The following is a 16,378-nucleotide window of genomic DNA, read 5'->3' on the forward strand; positions in this document are numbered from 1 at the left end:
CGGCTGCCTCAGCGTGCGGCCGGCTGGCGCGCCGTGTCAATGTCCAGGTACTGCCAGAAGTCGTAGCGGAACAGGGGCCGGCGATAGCCGATCAGCCAGGGCTGCGAGATGTCGGACACCAGACGGTGGACATGGGTCTTCATGGGCATCAGGGCCGCCTGGATGCGCTTGGCCTGCAGGAACAAGGCTTCGCGTTCCGGACCGTCGGGCATCAGCTGCAGCCGATCGTAGAGGGCGTCGAACTCCGCATGCTTGAAGCGCCCCAGGTTCTGGTTGCCAGCCTGGGGCCCGTAAAGCCGCTGCAGCGCGGGCAGGCCATCGGGGGCGGCGGCCACGGTGCCCAGGTACCAGAGCATGAGCTTGCCGGCCCGCGCCATCTTCAGCTGCTCGGGCCATTTGCCATGCATGAAGCGGGCCTTGATGCGCACGGCATTGAGGTTGCGCTGCCAGAGCTCGTCATACTGGCGCGACAAGGCATCGGGCTGATTGGCCACCTCGATCACCAGCGGGCTGCCATCGGGCATGTCGCGCCAGCCATCGCCATCGCGGTCGACATAGCCGTACAGATCCAGCAGGGCGTTGGCCCGCGCCGGGCTGTAGTCGCCCATGCTGCTCTTGTAGCTGGCCGAGTAGCCGCTGGTGTGCGGCAGCATCAGGGATTGGGCGATGATGGCCTGGCCCCGGCGCACGCGGCGGATCTCGCCCTCCACATCGATGGCCAGCGAGAGTGCGCGCCGCAGCGCCACCTTCTCGGCGCTGTAGCCGCCCACCGTGGGGTCTTCCATATTGAAGAAGGTGAAGGCGCTGTCGGCCGCCAGCACGCGGCTCAGCTGCATGCCCTGCTTGGCCAGGTTGGGGGCCAGCTTGCCATGGGGAATGGCCACGTTGACAAAATCCGGTGGCAGCCGCTCCAGGAAATCATGCTCGCGGTTCAGGAAGGACAACCAGCGCGGCTGGTTCTCCTCGATGATGGCGATCTCCACCCGGTCGATCATGGGAATGCGCCGCCCCTTGAAGCGGGCGGCCAGGGCCTGGCCCTCGGCGTCATCGGCATTCGGTTCGGCGTCGTAGAAACGTTCGCGGTAGCCGGGATTCTTCTCGAACACCATGCGGGAGCTGCGCCGCCATTCCTTCAGCACAAATGGGCCGGTGCCCACCGGGTGCTCCATGGTGTCGCGGCCGTACATCTCGGCCACTTCCCAGGCCACGGCACCGAACAGGTCGCTTCGCGCCAGCTGCTCCAGCAGGCGCGGGCGGGGCTGGTCCAGCTTGATCTGCAAGGTGTAGCGGTCCAACGCCCGCAGGCCCTCGATCGGCTGCTTGGCATCGAAGGCCCGCTTGCCATTGAGAGCGCTCAGGCGCAGGGCGGCCAGGCCGCTGACGCCCCACTCGTCCACGGTGTTCCACATCGGGCTCTTCAGCGCCGGGTCGGCAAAGCGCTTGAAGCTGTAGACGTAGTCGGCGGCCACCAGCTCCCGCTTCTGGCCCTTGAAGGCGGGATGTTCGGTGAAGTAGATGCCGGGCTGGATCTTGATCGTCCAGGTCTTGAAGTCGGCCGACACCTCGGGCATGGCGGCCGCCGTCAGCGGTTTGGCCTTGACCGGGCGGGCCAGGTAGTCGTAGCTGTAGAGCGCCTCAAAAATGTGTGGCGTCACCGTCAGCGAATAGGTGTCGCTGATCTGCGCCGGGTCAAAGCCTGTTTCGGCCACCAGGAAGGCGTAGCGAAAGACCTTGCGCGCCGCCGGTTCCTCAGGAGCGGCTGTCGCAGCCGCACTCATGGCGCTGATGTGCAAGAAACCGAGGCACAGCAGGCTGCCAGCGGCACGCAGGAACTTCTGAATCGGGGTCATGGCGTCAAGGGCTCGGGGTCGAAAGGGGGCGACGTTCTGCGGCCGAAGGATCGATGTCCACATACTCCCACCAGTTCAGCCAGAACGGTGGGCGGCGATAGCCGATCAGCTGCGGCTGAGCCAGGTCGGTCAGCAGGCGGTGGCCGCGCGCGCGGTAGGGGGCATAGGCTGTCGCCACGCGTTTCGCCTCTGCGAACACCGCGCTGCGCTCGGGGCCGTCGGGCAGGCTGTTGGCCTTCTCGTACAGACGGTCCATCTCGGGCAGGCGGAAGCGCGCGTAGTTGCTGCCGCCGATGCGGGGGCTGTAGTACAGGCCCAATGAATCCTGACCGTCCGGCGAAGCGGCCGACATGGCCAGCGACCAGATCTGGAAGCGACCGGCCCGCATGGCCTTGAGGTTCTCCGGCCATTTGCCGGTCTTGAACTCGACGCGGATGCCGATCTGCGCCATGGCCTTCTGCCAGATCTCGTCGATCTGGCGCTGGAAGCTCTCCGGCGTGCTCAGGCTGACCAGCTGCAGCGGGCTGCCATCGGGCTGCTCGCGGAAGCCGTCGCCGTCGCGGTCGCGGTAGCCGTACAGGTCCAGCAGCGCGCGGGCGCGCGCCGGGTCGTGGTCGCCGCCCTCGCTCTTGAAACGCGGGTCGTAGCCGGTGGTGTGGGGCATCAGCAGCGATTGCGCGGCAATCGCCTGGCCGCGCCGCACCACGCGGATCTCGCGCTCGGAATCGGTGCCCAGGGCCATGGCGCGGCGCAGGGCGATGCGTTCGGGTTGGTTGCCGCCGATCACCGGGTCTTCGTGGTTGAAGACGGTGAACAGCACATCGGCCGTCAGCACCTGGTAGCCCTGGATGCCGCGTTTGGCCAAGCCTGGCGCCAGGCGGCCGCCCGGCATGGCCTGGTTGATGAAGTCCTCGGGCACGCGGTCGATCAGATCGAACTGGCCGTTCAGGAAGGACAGCCAGCGCGGCTGGTTCTCCTCGATGATGGAAATCTCCACCCGGTCGATCATGGGGATGCGCCGGCCCTTGAAGCGATTGAGCAAGGCCTGACCCTCGCTGTCATCGATGCGCGGCTGGGCGTCGTAGTAACGCTCCCGGTAAGCGGGGTTGCGCTCCAGCACGATCAAGGAGCTGCGCCGCCAGGCCGCCAGGCGGAAGGGCCCGGTGCCGACCGGGTGCTCCATGCTGCGATCCGGGTAGGCCTCGATCACCTCGCGCGCCACCGCGCCGAACAGGCTGCCATCGGCCAGGGTCTGGTCGAAGCGCGGGCGCGAACGCGCCAGGCGGATCTGCAAGGTGTAGCGGTCCAGGGCGCGCAGGCCCTCGATCGGGCGTTCGTAATCGAAAGGTTTCTTGCTGCGCTCCAGCTCGGCGCGGTACTCGTTCAGACCCAGCACATGGTTTTCTTCCAGCGTGTCCCAGGCGGGGCTGTTGGTCTGCGGGTCGGCAAAGCGCTTGAAGCTGTAGACATAGTCGGCCGCCACCAGCTCACGGCGCTGGCCTTTGAAGGCCGGGTCGTCGGCGAAGTAGATGCCGGGCTGCAGGCGGATGGTCCAGGTCTTGAAGTCCGCACTGACTTCGGGCAGCGCCGCCGCCGTCAGCGGCTTGAGCCGTACCGGGCGGGCCAGATGGTCGTAGGTGAAGAGCGACTCGAAGATGTGCTGGGTGATGGTGCGCGAATAGATGTCCTGCACCTTGGCCGGATCGAAGCCGGTCTCGGCGATGCGGAAGGCGTAGCGCAACACACGAGGCGGCTCTTCGCTCGGCGCGTCTGTTGCAGCCCGCAGCGGCCCGGCCGCAGCCAGAAGCAAGCTGGCGCCGAGCAGCCGCGCGGCCCAACGCCCAGCTACAGCGGCCAGGGCCTGCCGCCGCGTCGAGAGGCGATTCACGGTGCCCACCACCGTTTCAGGACTTCTTGCCGGCCGGCGGCTGGCTGTCCAGGAAGCGCCAGAAGCCTTGCAGGAAAGGATGGGGCAGATAGCCCTTCAGCCAGGGCTGGGCCAGGCGAAGGCGGATGCGGTGCACATGGGCCTTCATCGGCATGTAGGCGGTCAGCAGGCGCTCGGCTTCCTGGATGACCGCCTGGCGCTCCGGGCCGTCGGCCATGCTCTGGCTGCGCTGCACCAGGCGGTCGTACTCGGGCAGGCTGAAGCGGCTGAGGTTGTCTTCGCCCTTGGCCGGGCCGTAGGCGGTGGCCAGCAGGGAATCGGCGTCTGGCATATCGGCCGTCCAGCTCAACATCCAGATCATGAGGCGGCCGGCCCGGGCTGCCTTCATGTTGTCGGGCCAGTTGGCGATCTTGAACTCGATCTGGATCTGCAGCGCGGCCATGTGCTTGCGCCAGAGCTCGTTGAATGCGCGCGAGTTGCTGTCGGGCTGGGTGTGGTACTCCAGGCGCAGCGGGCTGCCGTCGGGCAGGTCGCGCCAGCCGTCGCCGTCCTTGTCGGTGTAGCCGTAGAGATCGAGCAGGGCCCGGGCCTTGGCCAGCTTGTACTCGCTCATCTCGGTTTTGAACTGCGCCTGGTAGCCGAAGGTGTTGGGCGTGACGATGCTCTGCGCCGGAATCGCCTGGCCGCGCCGCACTGAGCGGATTTCCTCTTCGTTGTCGTAGCCCAGGCCGATGGCGCGGCGCAGCGCCACTTTCTCCGGCGTGTAGCCGCCCACGACCGGATCCTCCATATTGAAGTAACTGAAGATCACGTCGGAGAGCAGATTGCGGTGCAGGCGCATGCCCCGCTTGGCCAGGTGCGGGGCCAGTTGGCCTCCCGGAGCGGCCAAGGCTGCGTACTCATTCGGCACGACCAGGAAGTCGAAATCGCCCCCCAGGTAGGCCAGCCAGCGCGGCTGGTTCTCGGTGACGATGGACAGCTCGACCCGGTCCACCAGGGGCAGGCGCCGGCCCTTGAGCTCACGCGCCACGGCCTGGGCGGCGGCGTCATCGGGCGCCGGGTTCTCGTCGAAAAAGGCCTCGCGGAAGCCCGGGTTGCGCTCCAGCACCAGGCGCGAGGCGCGCCGCCAGTCCTTGAGCACAAAGGGCCCGGTGCCCACCGGGTGCTCGCCGATGTTGTCGCCGTAGGCTTCCACCACCTCGCGCGCCAGGGCCAGGCTCATGGGCTGGGCCAGGCGGTGGGCGAAGCGCGGGCTGGGCCGGCCCAGCTTGATGACCAGGGTGTAGCGGTCCGGTGTTTGCAGGCCCTCGACCGGGGCGTCGTAGTCGAAGGGCTTGCCGCTCTTGACGCTGCGCTCGCGCAGGGCCGCCAGACCCAGGATTTGCTCGCTTTCCAGGTTGGCGAAATGCGGGCTGCGCAGGCGTGGGTCGAAATGGCGCTTCAGGGCATAGGCATAGTCGGCCGCCACCAGTTCGCGCTTTTCACCCGGTTTCAGGCCTTTGAAAGCCGGGTCGGCCGCGAAATGGATGCCGGGCTTGATGCGCAGGGTGAACTGCTTGAAATCGGCGCTGACCTCGGGCAGGGCGGCGGCCGTCAGCGGCTTGAGTTGAACCGGCCGGGCCAGGTAGTCGTAGACCAGGGGCGACTCGAAGATGTTGGAGACGATCTCGCTGGAGTACTCGTCGTTGATCTGGGCCGGGTCCAGGCTGGTCTCGGCGATCGGGAAGGCCATGCGCAGCACATGGGCCGGTCCCGTCTCGGGCGCGGCCAGTGCGGCACTGCATCCGAGCAGGCCGGCGGTCAGGGCCTGCACAAGCCGCCGCGTACTCGCGGGCAGGCGTTTCCACAACATTCGCGTCTCCTCAGTCCTCGCCGCTGTCGTCTCTTGGAATCGACCGCCTGCGGCGACGCGCGGGTCTCGGGGCTGGCCGGTCGCAACCGGTGTGCCCAGAATCCCGCATATGTCACCCAGCGCGGCGCGATGCGAACGCGTCTTCGGCAAACAAACGCGCCGGCAAGCTTGTGGCTGCGGCGCGTTCGGTGGGGTGAACGATGAAGCGAAACAGCAAGTCGCTTCATCGTCCTGGTCTGGGTGGGAGTCTAGTGCCAATAGCTGGGGGCGACCATGCAGTCGAACCCCAAGGCGGCGGGCCGGGCCTCGGTCCCGGGCGCATTCCCTGGCTTACTTGTTCTCGCGCTGGAAACGATCCAGATCGATGTCCACATAGTTCCAGAAGGTGCGGACGAAGACATTGCGTTCGTAGCCGATCACCCACGGTTGGGCCAGGTCGGTGAAGATGCGGTGGATGTCCATCTTGTAGGGCATGTAGGCGATCAGCAGGCGCTGGGCCTCGCGCATCACGGCCTGGCGCTCGGGGCCGTCCGGCAGGGCCTTCTGCTTCTGGTAGAGCTCGTTGAAGGCCGGCAGATCGAAGCGGGCCTTGTTGGCCTTGCCCTTGGCGCGGCCGTCGCCGAGCGCCAGGAAGGTGTCGTTGTCCGGGGTCGAGGCGACCCAGCTGACGCCCCACATCTGCAGCTTGCCTGCATTGGCGGATTTGAGGTTCTCCGGCCATTTGGCGGTCTTGAACGTCATCTTGATGTGCAGCGCGTCCATGCCCTTGTTCCAGAGCTCGACCAGCTGGCGGCTGTCGGTGTTGGGCTGGGTGGCGTATTCGATGCGCAGGGGCGAGCCGTCGGGCATGTCGCGCCAGCCGTCGCCGTCCTTGTCGATGTAGCCGTAGAGGTCGAGCAAGGCCTTGGCCTTGGCCAGGTTGTACTCGCTCATCTCCGACTTGAAGTTCGGGTCATGGCCGAACACGCCGGGGATGGACGGGCCCTGGGCCGGAATGCCCTGGCCGCGGCGGGCGATGCGGATCTGCTTGTTCACATCCATGCCCAGGGAGATGGCGCGGCGCAGCGCGATCTTCTCGGGCGTGTAGCCGCCCACGGTCGCGTCTTCCATATTGAAGTAGGAGAACGCGATCTCGGGGTAGACGAAGCGTGTCATCTGCACGCCCCGCTTGGCCAGGCTGGGTGCGAGCTTGTTGTTGGGGATGGCGATGCCGGCGAACTCGAAGGGCAGCTCGGGCAGGATCTCGGCCTCGTTGCCGAGGAAGGACAACCAGCGCGGCTGCGTCTCTTCGATGATGGCGATCTCCACCCGGTCGATCATGGGCAGGCGTCGGCCCTGCAAGGCACGCACTTGCGCGGCCAGCTCGGGCTTGTCGGCCGGCGGCTGCTCCTGGTAGAACTCTTCGCGGTAGTTGGGGTTCTTCTCGAGCACGATGCGCGAGCTGCGGCGCCACTCGGCCAGGCGCCAGGCGCCCGTGCCCACCGGGTGCTCCATGATCTTGTCTGCATAGGCCTCGACCACCTCGCGCGCCACGGCGCCGAGGAAGCCGCTGTCAGCGAACTGGTTGATGAAGCGCGGGTCGCCCACGCCCAGCTTGATCTGGAATTTGTAGCGGCTGAGCTGCTGCAGGCCTTCGACCGGGCGCTCGTAGTCAAAAGGCTTCTTGGCCGCCATCAGCTCCTTGCGCAGCTCCGAGAGGCCGAGGATCTTGACGTTCTCCAGCAGGTAGAGGTTGGGGCTCTTCCACTGCGGGTCGTAGTGGCGCTTGATGGAGTAGATGTAGTCGGCCGCGGTCAGCTCGCGCTTGGCTCCCTTGAAGGCCGGGTCATCGTTGAAGTAGATGCCGGGCTTCACTTCAAAAGTCAGGGTCTTGAAGTCGGCCGAGATCTCGGGCATGGCCACCACGGTGTTGGGCACCAGCTTGGCCGGTTTGGCCAGGTACTCGAACTTCAGGGGCGCATCGAAGATGCCGGCGGCCACGGTCTTGGAATAGGTGTCGCTGATCTGCGCCGGATCGAAGCCGGTTTCGGCAACCCGGAAGGCATAGCGCAGCACCTTGGGTGTGGCTGCCGCTTTGCCTTCAGCGGCGCCGGCATCTGGGGCGGCCCAGACGGGCAGGCCGGTGGCACCGGCCATGGCCAGGCTCAGGCCGATCAGGGCGCGACGGACGGCGGCGGGGCGGGCCAGGGGCGAGAAGGTCGGGCGTGGCAGGTGGCTCATGGTCATGCTCAGTAAAGGTCTCGGGGCGCCAGGGGATCACCCAGAGCGCCCAGGGGGCATCGTCGGGCGCGTCGCATGCCGGGATCGGGCAGGGTGACAGACGAGGGCGCGCGCAAAGTTGCGGAGTCTAGGGCCTGTGGGCGATCCGGCGTCACAGCGGGGTCATGCAGATCGTGCATCAGTTGCTGCAATTTTCGCCCAGCTCCCGCGGGCGCTGTGCGCGCGCGCCCTGAGACGGCTGACCAGCAAAAGCCCCAATCCATGGGGCGCTCAGGGCAAATGCCGTGAAAACCGGCCCTGGCTTCGCTTAGACTCGCGCAACTTTTCCCGCAAACCCCGTCCGCCACCCGCGTGCGGGGTTTCTTTTGTCCAACCGACGACGCGTTAACTGGAGCCCGACAGCAATGGCGGCATACCTGCTCAGGCGCTTGTGGCAAATGATTCCGACTCTGCTCGGCGTCGTGCTGCTGGTGTTCTTTCTCTTCAAGTACTTTGGCGGCGATCCCGCTGAAATCATGGGTGGCCTCAACGCCAGCCCCGAGCAGATCGACGCGATCCGCGAACAGCTGGGCCTGAACAAGCCGGTCTGGGAACAGCTCTGGATCTTCATCAAGCAGATCGTCACCTTCGACTGGGGCAAGAGCTGGGCGACCAATGAATCGGTCGCGAATCTGTTCAGCAGCCGCCTGCCGGCCACGCTGACGGTGATGCTGCCCATCCTGATCCTGGAAGTCTCGCTGGCCATTCCCTTCGCCCTGGCCGTGGCCGCCGTGCGCGGCAGCCTGACCGACCGCACGGTCATGATCCTGAGCACGGTGGCGGTGTCGATCTCGCTGCTGGTTTACGTGATCGTGGGCCAGTATGTGTTCGCCTTCCGCCTGGGCTGGTTCCCGGTGCAGGGCTGGACCGACAGCGTCTGGACCAACCTCACCACCTACGCGCCCCTGCCCATCATGGTGGCCGTGGCGGTGGCGATTGCGCCCTACACCCGCCTCTATCGCACCTTCTTCCTCGACGAGATCGGCCATGACTATGTGCGCACCGCGCGCGCCAAGGGCATGACCGAGCGCACCATCCTGCTCAAGCATGTGCTGCGCAACGCCATGATCCCCATCATGACCAATATCTCGGTGGCCCTGCCGGGCGTGTTCGTCGGCAGCTTCCTGCTCGAGGTGTTCTTCTCCATCCCGGGGCTGGGCCGCGAGATCCTGCTGGCTGTGAACCGCAGCGACTACCCGGTCATCCAGGCCTTTGCCATCTACATCGCCTTCCTGACCATGGTGGTGAACCTGATCACCGACGTGCTGTACAAGCTGGTCGACCCGCGCGTGGTGCTGAAATGAGTGCAGTGATGTCTTCTCCGACCCCCGCCGCATCCGGCAACAACAAGGCGCAGAAATCTGAAGGCGTGTGGGCCGCTTCCTGGCGCCGCCTGAAGGCTGACAAGGTGGGCATGGTCTCCATGGCCATCGTCGCGGTCTTCCTCTTGATGGTGATCGCCTCGGCCAGCGGCCTGCTGGCCAAGAACTGGCAGAAGGAAGTGGGCGTGCCCAATGCGCCGCCGACCTTCATGGGCCCGGCCCCGGCCGAGGCCACTGGCGTGATCGCCCAGCCCAAGGGCCCCAATGTCGACCTCAGCGACATCGACCCCCTGGCGCCCAAGTACAAGGAATGGGAAGAGCGCGCCAGCCAGTTCAAGACCGAAGAGGTGGTCAAGGCCGAGACCCTGCCCCTGGGCGGCGACCGCCTGGGCCGCGATGTGCTGGCCAAGGTGATCAAGGGCGCGGAAGTGTCCATCCTGGTGGGCGTGCTGGCGGCCGTGGTGGCCACCATCATCGGCACGGTGCTGGGCGCGATCTCGGGCTTCTTCGGCGGCAAGATCGGCGACTTTCTCGAGTGGCTCTACAACGTCTTCACCGCCATCCCCAGCATCCTGCTGATCTTTGCCTTCGCCGTGATCTTCGGCAAGGGCGTGATGTCGGTGGTGATGATTCTGGGCCTGGCCGGCTGGCCTGGCATCTACCGCCTGATCCGTGCCGAGTTCATGAAGCACTCGGTACGCGAGTACGTGCGCTCGGCCGAGGCCATCGGCGCCTCGCGCTACTCGCGCATGTTCAAGCACATCCTGCCCAATGTCTCGCACGTGGCCCTGGTGCAGCTGAGCCTGCATGTGGTGAGCTTCATCAAGAGCGAGGTCATCCTGTCCTATCTGGGCCTGGGTGTGGGCGTGGACCAGGTCTCCTGGGGCACCATGCTGAGCGAATCCCAGAGCGAGCTGATCCTCGGCTACTGGTGGCAGCTGGCGGCCGTGACCGCCCTGATGGCGGTGTTCGTGACGGCCTTTGCGCTGTTCACCGATGCCTTGCGCGATGCGCTGGATCCGAAGTTGCGAGGGCTAGAGTAATTGTGGGTTGGACCTTGCCGTACTCGGCAAGCTCCGACCCCAAGTGACTGTAGCTGTTAGGTATTTGTCGGTCGGTGTGAACGAAGTGAACACCGATCCTCCATGAAAGCATTTATGTTGCTGAGCATTCAAGACCTCAAGGTCGCCTTCCGCATGGGCAAGGTGAACGGCCAGATGCAACGCGCGCTGGCCGTCAAGGGCATCAGCTTCGACATTCCCGAGAACTCGACCGTGGCCCTGGTGGGCGAGTCGGGCTCGGGCAAGTCGGTCACGGCCATGTCCATCCTCAACCTGTTGCCCAGCAATGCCGAGCGCCAGGGCAAGATCCTGTTCCAGGGCCGTGACCTGCTGCAGACCTCGCTGCCCGAGCTGCAAGCCATCCGTGGCCGCGACATCGCTTGCGTGTTCCAGGACCCCATGACCTCGCTGAACCCGGTCTTCACCGTGGCCGACCAGATCATGGAGCCCCTGATCAAGCACATGGGCATGAGCAAGAAGCAGGCCCTGACGCGCGCTGAGGAACTGCTCAACGAAGTGGGCATCCCCGAGCCCAAGCGCCGCCTCAAGGCCTACCCGCACGAGATGTCCGGCGGCCAGCAGCAGCGCGTGATGATTGCCGTGGCCCTGGCCTGCAGCCCCAAGCTCTTGATCGCCGACGAGCCGACCACGGCGCTCGACGTGACCATCCAGCGCCAGGTTATGGAGCTGATGGCCAAGCTCAAAGAGACGCACAAGATGAGCCTCTTGTTCATCTCGCACGATCTGGGCGTGGTGGGCGAGATCTCCGACCAGGTGGTGGTGATGCGCCACGGCGAGATCCGCGAGAAGGCCTCGGTGGCCGAGATCTTCAACGCCCCGCAAGACAGCTACACCAAGGCCTTGCTGGCCTGCCGCCCCTCGCTGAGCGAGAACCCGGTGCGCCTGATGGTCATCGACGACCACATCGCCGCACAAAAGGGCGAGGTCCGCGCCCAGGCCGTGGGCAAGGCCAAGGACCCCAACGCCCCGGTCATCCTGGAAGCGCGCGGCCTGCAGAAGAGCTTTTATTTCAAGGCCGGTCTGTTCAGCAAGAAGGAGTTCAAGGCCGTCAAGCAGGTCAGCTTCAAGCTGCGCAAGGGCTACACCCTGGGCGTGGTGGGCGAGTCCGGCTCCGGCAAGACCACCATGGGCCTGACCCTGCTGCGCTTGCACGAGCCCACCGGCGGCGAGGTGCTGTTCGAGGGCAAGGATCTGCTCAAGATGAGCGGCAACGACTGGCAGAAGATGCGCCGCCGCATCCAGGTGGTGTTCCAAAACCCGTATGCCTCGCTGAACCCGCGCTTCACCATCGGCCAGACCCTGGTCGAACCGATGGAGATCCACAAGATCGGCAAGGACCACGAGGAGCGCCTGGCCCGCGCCAGCGCCCTGCTCAAGAAGGTGGGCCTGGACGACACCGTGCTGAACAAGTACCCGCACGAGTTCTCGGGCGGCCAGCGTCAGCGCATTGCCATCGCCCGCTGCCTGACCCTCAACCCCGAGGTGCTGGTGCTGGACGAAGCCGTGTCGGCGCTGGACGTGTCGGTGCAGGCCCAGGTGCTCAATCTGCTCAAGGACCTGCAGGACGAGTTCGGCCTCAGCTATGTCTTCATCAGCCATGACCTGGCGGTGGTGAAGTTCATCTCCGACGAGGTGCTGGTGATGCAGAACGGCGATGTGGTCGAGCAGAACGAGACCCAGGCCCTGCTCGATGCCCCGCAGCAGGAGTACACCCGCCGCCTGCTCGGCGCGGTGCCGCGCGGCTACCAGGGCGAGGCCCCGGTCTCGGCCGCCGCCGCCTGAGGAGGCGATGCAGCCCGGCACCGCCCCTTCGGCCGAGGCCGGCCCGGGGGCGGCCGCCAGCGATGCCCGCCCGCTCACCCGCTGCCGCAACTGCGGCGCCGAGGTCAGCGGGCTTTTTTGCGCCCAATGCGGCCAGGAGACCCGGGTCGAGCTGCCCACGCTGCGGGAGTTTGTCGGCGAAGCCACCGGCCGCCTGCTGGCCGTGGATGGCCGGCTCTGGCGCAGCTTGTTCCTGCTGGTGTTTCGCCCGGGCCAGCTGACGGTCGAGTACTTGAACGGCCGGCGCAAACACTATGTGCGCCCGGGCCGATTGTTTTTCGCGCTTTCGGTGCTGATGTTCGCGGCCCTGAAGTTCGGCTCGGAGCCGGTCTTGCTCCAGAGCCCCGCGGCCCGCTCGGCGCCGCAGACCCAGCCCCAGGCCGCCGGCAGCTCCGGGACGCACGATTGGACCCTCAGCCTGGTCGATCACCTCCAGCCCTGGCTGCTGCGTCACGCGGACCATCCGGTCCAGGCGCGGGCGCTGCAGCGGCTGGCGCATTTCCGCACCCTGCCCCAGGCCCAGCGTGCTCGCGTGCTGAGCGAGGGTTTGCTGCGCTATGGCTCCTACGCCTTGGTGGCCATGCTGCCGCTGTATGCCGCCCTCTTGCAGCTGGCGCATCGCCACTATCGGGTGCCCATGCCAGGACGGCCGCAGCGCTATATCGCCCATCTGGTCTATGCCACCCATGTGCACTGCATTGTTTTCTTGCTGGTGCCCCTGGCCTTGCTGATGCCCAGTGGCGGTGGTTCGCTCCTGGTGCTGCTGCCGCTGGCTTGGCACGGTGTGCAGGCCGAGCGCCGGGTTTACGGTGGCGCATTCTGGTCGCGCGCCTTGCGCAGTGCTTTCGTGGGCCTGGGCTACACCACCTGCCTGATCGGCGCGCTCGTCTTGATGTTGTACGGCTCCATGCTCACGGTGGCGTGAGCCTGCGACGGTCGACGCAGCATGGACCAGTCGCTGTCCGTGTTTGATGTCATGAGCGCATCGCCTCGGTCTGTGAAGCTGGGTTCAACCGTGCTTCGCCAGGCGATCCGCCGTGCCGGCCTTGGCAAAGCGCCGCACTGTGAACGTGACCAGGGGCCGGTACAGCCAGCGCAGAAGCCAGCCGGGCAGCCAGCGTCCGCGTTCTTCATGGGCCACCCGGGCGCGTGGATGGTCCATGAAGCGCCAGGCGCTGCTTCGGTAGCGGCTCAGGTCGCGGCAGAACTCCAGGCGCTCCAGATGTTTGACGCTTTTGTAGCCGTAGTGAGCCGGCGCCACCAGGCGCAGCGGTGCCCCATGGTCCAGGCCCAGGGCCTGCCCGTTCAGCTGGTCGGCGAGCAGCACATCTTCGGCCAGCAGATCGGCCAGCGGCAGGCAGGCACGAGCGCCATCGCTGCCCCTCATGAGGACGTAGGCGACCTGATCGTCCGGCTCAGCCTGCGCTTGGATCAGGGCTTGGTACACATCGCGCATGCGCACCCCGCTCCAGCTCAGCCCTGCGCTGGACCAGCCGGTGACGCAGTGGAAGTCGCATTGCAGCGTCACGCGCTGCAGGCCGGCCCAGGCGGCCGCGTCGAGCCACAGTTCTTTCCTGACGAGGCCGCAGACCCGCAGCCGCAGCGGCGGTGCCTGGGTAGGCATGCGCTGCGCGAAACGCAGCAGGCCGAAGCGGGGGAAGTCGAGCCGCCGATGCTGGCCCGGTGGCAAGGTCTGGGTCATCCGTGGATCCATGGGTTGCCGGTGCGCACCCGCGCGCCCAGCTGGCGCAGCAGTTGCAGCAGGCCCAGGTAGGCGCGGTCGAAGAAGGGCAGCTCGGGGGCCATCTGCCGCAGATAGCTCACGGCGATGCGCTGGTGCTCGGCGCTGGGTCGCGGTGGTGGCGGGTGCTGGCCGAAATCGAACTCGGCGTCACGGAAGGGCCTGACCTGCCAGTTCAGGACGGGCGCCAAGGCCGGCAGCAGCCGAGTGCCGAAATCAGCGGCATTCAGGCCCGGTGTGATCAAGCCCAGCGTCTCGTAGGCCTTCTGCAGGGCCGGCTTGTCACACGGTTGGCTCAGCAGGGCACACCAGGCGGCGGCCAGCGACGCACTGAACTGCGGTCGCAGCTCCCGGGTGCAACCGAAGTCCAGCAAACCCAGGCGTCCGTCGGGCATGAAGAGATAGTTGCCGGCATGAGCGTCGGCCTGCAGCCTGTGCAGGCGGAAGCTGCTGTGCATGAACAGGTCGAACAAGGTCTGGCCGTGGCGATTGCGCTCCGCCTGGCTGGGCCCGGTGGCCAGCCATTCCTTCAAATGCAAGCCCGGCAGGCGTTCCATGCTCAGCACGCGGGCGCTGCACAAGGCGTTGATGGTTTGCGGCAGCACCAGGTCCGGCAAGTCTTGCAAGCGATCGCGGAACCACTCCAGCTGCTGGGCCTCGCGCCGGTAGTCGAGCTCCTCAATCAGGGTCTGCTCGATGCTGCCCAGCACCGTGTCCAAGACCTCGGGCCGAGGCGCCGTGACAGAGCCCATGCCGCCCACGCTGCGCAGCAGCAGGCGCAGCAGTGCCAGATCGCTGTGGACCGAGGCCGCCATGCCTGGGTATTGCAGTTTGACCGCCAGCGCCCGCCCGTCCTGCAGCGTGGCGCCATGCACCTGGCCCAGGCTGGCCGCAGCAAAAGCCTGCGCCTCGAAGCTGGCGAACAAGGACTCCGGCCCGGCACCGAACTCCTGGCGCAAGAGCTTGATCACCAGCGCCCGGTTCAAGGGCGAGACCTGGTACTGCGCGCGGCTCAACTCCTGGCGCAGCGCCTCGGGCAGCAAGTCCAGTTCCATGCTGAGCAACTGAGCGGCTTTCAGTGCCGTGCCCTTGAGCTGATTCAGCGCCCCGAACAGGATGCGGCCGAGCTCCGCCTCATGCGTCTGCTGTGCCAACTGGGCACGAGGGTCCGCGGCGCTGGTCGCTGGGACTCGAGGCTTCAGTTTGTGGCTCAGGTGGGCCACCCCTGCGCGCGCCACGGCGGTGCCGGCGATGGCGCTTCGGGCCAGCCGGCTGGTGCGAGGGGCTTTGGCCATCAAGGCAGCTGATCCCAGACCTGGCGCAAGCCGATCAGGTGCACCACACCATACGCCAGACAGATGAGCGAGCTCCAAACCAGGAAGGGCGTGCTGTGCTCTGGGGCAAAGATGCGCAGGGGAATGATGGCGATCCCGCGCAGGCAGTAGATGGCGGTGATCAAGCTCAGTGCCAGCTTTGGCCACGGCAGCTGGAGGCTCAGCAGCCCACTGGCCGCCAGGGCGTAGAGCGCCCACAAACCCAGCACCATGGCAATGCCGCAGGTCAGGAGTGCCGGCCACCAACTCCCCGCTGCGCTCATGCGAGCCAGGTCTTCGCCGGCGCCGAAAAAGCGATACCAGGACGGGCCGCCCAACACGATCAGCACATGCAAAGCTGCGGCGATCGCGCTCAACAGGCCACCCAGCAGCAGCCAGCCGTTGCTGAGCCCGCTCATCGCGCTGCCACCCCGGCACTCAGGCCGCGCTTGGTCAGGGCCAGCAGTTCCAGCAATCCGCCCCCCGGCCCGTGTTGCAACAGCCTGGCCAACTGGCTGCGCAGCACAAAGCCGCCCAGATCGAGCAGCTTGTTGATCAGGCCGCTTTGCAAAGCCAGGACCAGCACGCCCAGGCTCAGGTCGACCAGCTGGTGGGTGTTGCCGAACTCCTCGGAGTCGTCGCGCAGCCAGTAGGCCACCAGGCCGTAGACGGCATCGGCCATCAAGCCAGCCAGGCTGTTCTTGAAGCCGCAGGGCGCGATCTCAGCGGAGACCTCCGCCTGCTCCAGCATCTCCACAAAGGCCTGGCGAAGCTTGGCCTTGCCGGGCAAGTCCTGGCTGAGCAGCAACAGCGGCGCGCCCTGGATCAGGCGGTGAGCGATGGCGACGAACTCGCGGTCGGCCAGCAACAGCTCCAACAGGCTGTCCAGCAGCAGCTGCAGGCGCTCCTGCAGGCTGAAGTCCTGCTGTCCCCGGGTCTTCTGCATCAGGGCAATCGCGTCGCCTGCCTGCTGTTCGAAGTACGCCAGCACCAGCTTTTCTTTGCTGGGGAAGTATTTGTAGATGGTGGCGTCACCGAGCTCGGCGGCACGGGCGATCTCTTTCATGGTCGTGCCATCAAAGCCCTGGCGACTCATCAGGTCCACGGCCACGCGCAGCAGCAGGCGCCGGGTTTTGTCTTGCTGGGTTTTGCTGGTTCGCATGTTTAATAAATACTGACTATCTTTTGATCTGGAATTTACACGAGTTTATTGTGTAGCGTAAAACTTTAATCGGCTGAGAACGGGGGCT

Annotated in this window: 12 protein-coding genes; 4 read left to right on the top strand and 8 right to left on the bottom strand. The window is 66.1% G+C overall.

The window, feature by feature from the left end; translation table 11 throughout:
* Positions 1-8: 8 nt before the first annotated feature.
* The 4 genes from OOB33_RS04915 to OOB33_RS04930 form a co-directional block, all read right to left on the bottom strand.
* Complete coding sequence (locus tag OOB33_RS04915; RefSeq protein ID WP_271007886.1) at positions 9-1,850, bottom strand: ABC transporter substrate-binding protein; 1,842 nt, start codon at positions 1,848-1,850, stop codon at positions 9-11.
* A gap of 4 nt (positions 1,851-1,854) precedes the next feature.
* The gene (locus OOB33_RS04920; RefSeq protein WP_243392814.1) at positions 1,855-3,738 is read right to left on the bottom strand and encodes an ABC transporter substrate-binding protein; all 1,884 of its coding nucleotides are present in this window, start codon (positions 3,736-3,738) and stop codon (positions 1,855-1,857) included.
* Positions 3,739-3,754: 16 nt separating this feature from the next.
* Entirely contained in the window at positions 3,755-5,590 is a 1,836-nt protein-coding gene (locus OOB33_RS04925) for an ABC transporter substrate-binding protein (RefSeq protein ID WP_271007887.1), read from the bottom strand.
* Between the two features lie 330 nt (positions 5,591-5,920).
* Positions 5,921-7,810 carry an ABC transporter substrate-binding protein gene (locus OOB33_RS04930; RefSeq protein ID WP_271007888.1) on the bottom strand — a complete coding sequence of 630 codons (1,890 nt, stop codon included), beginning with the start codon at positions 7,808-7,810 and terminating at the stop codon, positions 5,921-5,923.
* A gap of 404 nt (positions 7,811-8,214) precedes the next feature.
* Between OOB33_RS04930 and OOB33_RS04935 the strand changes: the two genes are divergently transcribed.
* The 4 genes from OOB33_RS04935 (at position 8,215) to OOB33_RS04950 (ending at position 12,999) form a co-directional block, all read left to right on the top strand.
* Positions 8,215-9,153 (top strand): ABC transporter permease, encoded by a 939-nt coding sequence (locus tag OOB33_RS04935; RefSeq protein ID WP_102768663.1) that lies wholly within the window; start codon positions 8,215-8,217, stop codon positions 9,151-9,153.
* Positions 9,154-9,161: 8 nt separating this feature from the next.
* Positions 9,162-10,214, top strand: a complete 1,053-nt coding sequence (locus OOB33_RS04940; protein WP_102768662.1) for an ABC transporter permease — start codon at positions 9,162-9,164, stop codon at positions 10,212-10,214.
* Between the two features lie 102 nt (positions 10,215-10,316).
* A complete protein-coding gene (locus OOB33_RS04945; protein WP_271007889.1) occupies positions 10,317-12,035 on the top strand; it encodes an ABC transporter ATP-binding protein in 1,719 nt (572 codons plus the stop codon).
* Between the two features lie 7 nt (positions 12,036-12,042).
* A complete protein-coding gene (locus OOB33_RS04950; RefSeq protein ID WP_271007890.1) occupies positions 12,043-12,999 on the top strand; it encodes a DUF3667 domain-containing protein in 957 nt (318 codons plus the stop codon).
* Between the two features lie 84 nt (positions 13,000-13,083).
* Here OOB33_RS04950 and OOB33_RS04955 read toward each other — a convergent pair whose 3' ends face one another.
* The 4 genes from OOB33_RS04955 to OOB33_RS04970 are packed head-to-tail and all read right to left on the bottom strand — an operon-like array spanning position 13,084 to position 16,290.
* Complete coding sequence (locus OOB33_RS04955; RefSeq protein WP_271007891.1) at positions 13,084-13,776, bottom strand: molybdopterin-dependent oxidoreductase; 693 nt, start codon at positions 13,774-13,776, stop codon at positions 13,084-13,086.
* Positions 13,773-15,110, bottom strand: a complete 1,338-nt coding sequence (locus tag OOB33_RS04960) for an ABC1 kinase family protein (protein ID WP_271007892.1) — start codon at positions 15,108-15,110, stop codon at positions 13,773-13,775. Before OOB33_RS04960 ends, OOB33_RS04955 begins: the two co-directional genes overlap by 4 nt.
* Positions 15,110-15,547: a hypothetical protein gene (locus tag OOB33_RS04965; RefSeq protein WP_102768657.1), complete on the bottom strand. Its 438-nt coding sequence runs from the start codon at positions 15,545-15,547 to the stop codon at positions 15,110-15,112. The genes OOB33_RS04960 and OOB33_RS04965 overlap by 1 nt, the downstream gene beginning before the upstream one ends.
* A complete protein-coding gene (locus tag OOB33_RS04970) occupies positions 15,544-16,290 on the bottom strand; it encodes a TetR/AcrR family transcriptional regulator (RefSeq protein ID WP_102768656.1) in 747 nt (248 codons plus the stop codon). Before OOB33_RS04970 ends, OOB33_RS04965 begins: the two co-directional genes overlap by 4 nt.
* Positions 16,291-16,378 lie beyond the last annotated feature (88 nt).

Origin of the sequence: Paucibacter sp. B51 (assembly GCF_027863535.1) — a bacterium.
Lineage (GTDB): Bacteria > Pseudomonadota > Gammaproteobacteria > Burkholderiales > Burkholderiaceae_C > Paucibacter_A > Paucibacter_A aquatilis.

Bases quoted from the DNA above. Each gene is read 5' to 3' on its own strand.
- OOB33_RS04965 (WP_102768657.1), bottom strand. From the start codon at position 15,547: ATGAGCGGGCTCAGCAACGGCTGGCTGCTGCTGGGTGGCCTGTTGAGC.
- OOB33_RS04950 (WP_271007890.1), top strand. From the start codon at position 12,043: ATGCAGCCCGGCACCGCCCCTTCGGCCGAGGCCGGCCCGGGGGCGGCC.
- OOB33_RS04925 (WP_271007887.1), bottom strand. From the start codon at position 5,590: ATGTTGTGGAAACGCCTGCCCGCGAGTACGCGGCGGCTTGTGCAGGCC.
- OOB33_RS04930 (WP_271007888.1), bottom strand. From the start codon at position 7,810: ATGAGCCACCTGCCACGCCCGACCTTCTCGCCCCTGGCCCGCCCCGCC.
- OOB33_RS04955 (WP_271007891.1), bottom strand. From the start codon at position 13,776: ATGACCCAGACCTTGCCACCGGGCCAGCATCGGCGGCTCGACTTCCCC.
- OOB33_RS04960 (WP_271007892.1), bottom strand. From the start codon at position 15,110: ATGGCCAAAGCCCCTCGCACCAGCCGGCTGGCCCGAAGCGCCATCGCC.
- OOB33_RS04970 (WP_102768656.1), bottom strand. From the start codon at position 16,290: ATGCGAACCAGCAAAACCCAGCAAGACAAAACCCGGCGCCTGCTGCTG.
- OOB33_RS04940 (WP_102768662.1), top strand. From the start codon at position 9,162: ATGTCTTCTCCGACCCCCGCCGCATCCGGCAACAACAAGGCGCAGAAA.
- OOB33_RS04945 (WP_271007889.1), top strand. From the start codon at position 10,317: ATGAAAGCATTTATGTTGCTGAGCATTCAAGACCTCAAGGTCGCCTTC.
- OOB33_RS04915 (WP_271007886.1), bottom strand. From the start codon at position 1,850: ATGACCCCGATTCAGAAGTTCCTGCGTGCCGCTGGCAGCCTGCTGTGC.
- OOB33_RS04935 (WP_102768663.1), top strand. From the start codon at position 8,215: ATGGCGGCATACCTGCTCAGGCGCTTGTGGCAAATGATTCCGACTCTG.